The organism is Micromonospora inaquosa, assembly GCF_003857055.1.
GTDB lineage: Bacteria > Actinomycetota > Actinomycetes > Mycobacteriales > Micromonosporaceae > Micromonospora > Micromonospora inaquosa.
In genome coordinates this window covers 1-3,827 of record NZ_QGSZ01000094.1, presented here as the reverse complement: position 1 = coordinate 3,827, position 3,827 = coordinate 1, and the positions used below count along the sequence as shown (strand labels likewise).

Genomic DNA, 3,827 nt, shown 5'->3' with positions numbered 1-3,827 from the left:
CGCGAACCCCGGATGGCCTGGCGGCCGATCGTCGACGCGCCGCTGGCGAAGCGCACCTCGGCGGCCTGGCCGGACCGGTCGGCGCACCCGGCTGCGGCGATGTTCGGCCAACTCGCCGCGGAGGTGCTGGCCGACGCCGAGCCCACCGCGCCCGCCCCGCCGGTGACCTCGGTGCCGGCGGCACGGCCGTGGCCGGTGCTGTTCGACACGACCGGGTGAACCGGTCGTCGTTGGGTTCGTCACGCCCGGATGGGCGGTGATTCGTCCACCCACCCGGGTATGGATGAACAGGCAACGAAGACGCGAAGGAGCCGCAGTGGCAATCACGATTCCCGACATCAGCCTGAACGACGGCACCACCATTCCGCAGCTCGGCTTCGGGGTGTTCCAGATCGAGCCGAAGGACACCGTCGCGGCGGTGACCACGGCGCTGGAGATCGGCTACCGGCACATCGACACCGCCGAGATGTACGGCAACGAGGCCGAGGTCGGCGAGGCGGTGCGCGTGTCCGGGCTCGACCGGGGCTCGGTCTACGTGACCAGCAAGCTGAGCAACGCGTTCCACCGCCCCGACGACGCCCGCAAGGCGTTCGACTCGACGCTGGCGGCGCTGAAGATGGACTACATCGACCTGTTCCTGATCCACTGGCCGCTGCCGACCCTGTACGACGGTGACTACGTCTCGACCTGGAAGGTGCTGGAGGAGTTCCAGCGCGACGGTCGGGCCCGCTCGATCGGTGTGTCGAACTTCCAGGTGTCGCACCTGCAGCGGTTGGCCGACGAAGCGAGCGTCGTGCCGGCGGTCAACCAGATCGAGGCGCACCCGTACTTCACCAACGACGAGGTCCGCGCCTACGACCGTGAGCACAACATCCTCACCGAGGCGTGGTCGCCCATCGCGCAGGGCAAGGTGCTCGGCGACCCGACGGTGATCGACATCGCCGAGCAGCTCAACCGGACCCCGGCGCAGGTGGTGCTCCGCTGGCACGTGCAGCGCGGCGACATCATCTTCCCGAAGTCGACCACTCCGAAGCGGATCGAGGAGAACACCCGGATCTTCGACTTCGAGCTGGACGACGTGGCGATGGAGCGGATCACCGAGCTGGACAAGGGCGCTGCCGGCCGGCAGGGCCCGGACCCGGACACCTTCGCCTACCTGCCCAACTGACCCGAGCCCGCCGTCGGCGGGCAGGTCTCCGACGAGCGTGATGCCTCAGAGTCATCGTGATGACTCTGAGGCATCACGCTGTTGCCGGCAGGTCAGGAACGGACGCGCTGCGCGAGCCGACCTCAGCTCCCGGTCGGCGGGGCGGTCAGGTCGAGCTGCCAGTCGTTGGCACGCATCATCTGCCCCGGCGGGTATTCGAAGCCGGTCTCGCCGAGCAGCGTGAACCCCGCCTTGCGGCACACCGCGTTCGAGGCGGGGTTGTCGACCGACGGGTACGCGTGCGCGTAGCGCCGGTCCAGTCGGGCGCGGGCCACGTCGAGGGTCGCGAGCACCGCGTCGGTGGCCAGCCCCTGCCCCCGGTACGCGGGCAGCACCGCCCAGCCCAGCTCGTACACCGGTTGGTCGCGCCACTCGCGGCCCCAGTAGCCGACGCTGCCCGCCCGTGCCCCGTCCGGCAGCACCAGCGTGAACATGCAGCCCTGCCCCGTGTCGGCGAAGTGCACGTACCGGTCGTGGCGGGCGAGCACCTGTTCGTCGGTCTCCGGGCCGCCGGTGTGCTTGCGGGTGTCCGGTGAGTTGAGCTGCCGCAGCAGGTCGAGGTCGTCCTCGTGCCACGGCTCGATGCGTACCTGTGCCATCCCGTTCCCCCGTCGTCGACCCCAGTCAAGCCGATCCCATCGACATTCCGCCCGAAACCACGCCCGCTAGATCTGATCTAGCGGGCACCTGTCGTCACCTCGCGCCTTCAGGATGGAGGGGTGGCCATCACACGGAAGGTAAGGATCATGAGTAGACGCACCACCGGGCTGGCCATCGAGGCCGTGGGGCTCACCCGCTCATTCGGGGACACCCGGGCGCTGGCCGGCATCGACCTTCAGGTGCCCGCCGGCACCGTCTACGGCCTGCTCGGCCCGAACGGCGCGGGCAAGACCACGGCGGTCCGGGTGCTCGCCACGCTGCTGCGACCCGACGGCGGCTCGGCCCGGGTCTTCGGGCACGACGTGGTCACCGAGGCCGACAAGGTCCGCTCCCGGGTCAGCCTCACCGGCCAGTACGCCTCCGTCGACGAGGACCTGACCGGTACGGAGAACCTGGTGCTCCTCGCCCGCCTGCTCGGCCTGCGCAAGCCGGCCGCTCGGGAGCGCGCGGCGGCCCTGCTCGCCGCGTTCGGGTTGACCGAGGCGAGCGACCGCCAGGTGAAGAAATACTCGGGTGGGATGCGGCGACGCATCGACATCGCCGCCAGCATCCTGAACACCCCGGATCTGCTCTTCCTCGACGAGCCGACGACCGGTCTCGACCCGCGCAGCCGCAACCAGGTGTGGGAGATCGTCCGGGCGGTGGTGTCGCACGGCACCACGGTGCTGCTGACCACCCAGTACCTCGACGAGGCCGACCAGCTCGCCGGGCGCATCGCGGTCGTCGACCACGGCCGGGTGATCGCTGAAGGCACCCCGGGTGAGTTGAAGTCGTCGATCGGCTCCGGCACCGTCCACCTGCGACTGCGCGACCCCGGCCAGCGACCCGAGGCGGAGCGGGTGCTCCGGGAGGCGCTCGGCGTGCCGGTGCAGCTCGCCGCAGATCCGGTGGCGTTGACCGCCCGCGTCGGTGAGGCCGGCACCGACCTCGACGCCAGTGCCCAGGCCGCCCGCGCCCTCGGCGACCTGGCCCACGCCGGCATCATGGTCGACAACTTCTCCCTCGGGCAGCCGACCCTGGACGAAGTCTTCCTGGCCCTGACCGACCACCCCGCCGTGCCGGCCGACGAACGCGACGACGAGTTGGAGGCAGCCCGATGAGCGACACCACCACCACCAGCACGACCGAACGGGCGCCGTCGGTCTACGTCCCGTCCGCCGAGGCGCTGGCGACAGTGCTCGCGCCCGGTGCCCGACCTCCCCGACCGAGCGCGTTGGGCGCGTCGATCACCTTCGGCTGGCGGGCCATGCTGAAGATCAAGCACGTGCCGGAGCAGCTCTTCGACGTGACCGCGTTCCCGATCATCATGGTGCTGATGTTCACGTACCTGTTCGGTGGCGCCCTCGCCGGCAGCCCGCGTGACTACCTGCAGTTCTTCCTGCCCGGCATCATGGTGACCAGCGTCGTCATGATCACCATGTACACCGGTGTCGGCCTCAACACCGACATCGAGAAGGGCATCTTCGACCGGTTCCGGACGCTGCCCGTCTGGCGTCCGGCCGCCCTGGTCGGCATGATCTTCGGCGACGTGCTGCGCTACATCCTCGCCGCCCTGGTGATCCTGGGCCTCGGGCTGGTGCTCGGGTTCCGGCCCGAGGGCGGGGCGCTCGGTGTCGCCGCCGGCATCGGGCTGCTGGTGGTCTTCTCGTTCGCGTTCTCCTGGGTGTGGACGTTCTTCGGGCTGATCCTGCGCAGCGAGAAGTCGGTGATGGGGGTCAGCATGATGGTGCTGTTCCCGCTGACGTTCCTCAGCAACGTCTTCGTCGAGCCGAGCACCATGCCCGGCTGGCTCCAGGCGTTCGTGAAGGTCAACCCGGTGACGCAGTTGGTGGCCGCGATCCGGGGAGCGATGAGCGGCGACTCGGACCCGTCGGCCACGATGTGGCTGCTGCTGTGGAGCGCCGGTTTCGTGCTCGTCTTCGGCACCCTGACCATGTACAAGTACAACCGCCGCTAACCC

At 69.7% G+C, this 3,827-nt stretch carries 4 protein-coding genes and 1 pseudogene; 4 read left to right on the top strand and 1 reads right to left on the bottom strand.

Features of this window, described 5'->3' with window-relative positions:
- Positions 1-219, top strand: a pseudogene (locus DLJ59_RS01890) (LysR family transcriptional regulator); the annotation flags it as partial.
- 97 nt (positions 220-316) lie between these two features.
- Entirely contained in the window at positions 317-1,168 is an 852-nt protein-coding gene (locus tag DLJ59_RS01885; protein ID WP_244235785.1) for an aldo/keto reductase, read from the top strand.
- A 122-nt stretch (positions 1,169-1,290) separates the two neighbouring features.
- Here DLJ59_RS01885 and DLJ59_RS01880 read toward each other — a convergent pair whose 3' ends face one another.
- The gene (locus DLJ59_RS01880; protein ID WP_124770792.1) at positions 1,291-1,806 is read right to left on the bottom strand and encodes a GNAT family N-acetyltransferase; all 516 of its coding nucleotides are present in this window, start codon (positions 1,804-1,806) and stop codon (positions 1,291-1,293) included.
- A 147-nt stretch (positions 1,807-1,953) separates the two neighbouring features.
- Here DLJ59_RS01880 and DLJ59_RS01875 point away from each other — a divergent pair, with 147 nt between their 5' ends.
- A complete protein-coding gene (locus DLJ59_RS01875) occupies positions 1,954-2,967 on the top strand; it encodes an ATP-binding cassette domain-containing protein (protein ID WP_124770791.1) in 1,014 nt (337 codons plus the stop codon).
- A complete protein-coding gene (locus tag DLJ59_RS01870; RefSeq protein WP_124770790.1) occupies positions 2,964-3,824 on the top strand; it encodes an ABC transporter permease in 861 nt (286 codons plus the stop codon). Before DLJ59_RS01875 ends, DLJ59_RS01870 begins: the two co-directional genes overlap by 4 nt.
- Positions 3,825-3,827 lie beyond the last annotated feature (3 nt).

Coding starts and splice junctions, on each gene's coding strand:
- DLJ59_RS01880 (WP_124770792.1), bottom strand. CDS start 1,806: ATGGCACAGGTACGCATCGAGCCGTGGCACGAGGACGACCTCGACCTG.
- DLJ59_RS01870 (WP_124770790.1), top strand. CDS start 2,964: ATGAGCGACACCACCACCACCAGCACGACCGAACGGGCGCCGTCGGTC.
- DLJ59_RS01875 (WP_124770791.1), top strand. CDS start 1,954: ATGAGTAGACGCACCACCGGGCTGGCCATCGAGGCCGTGGGGCTCACC.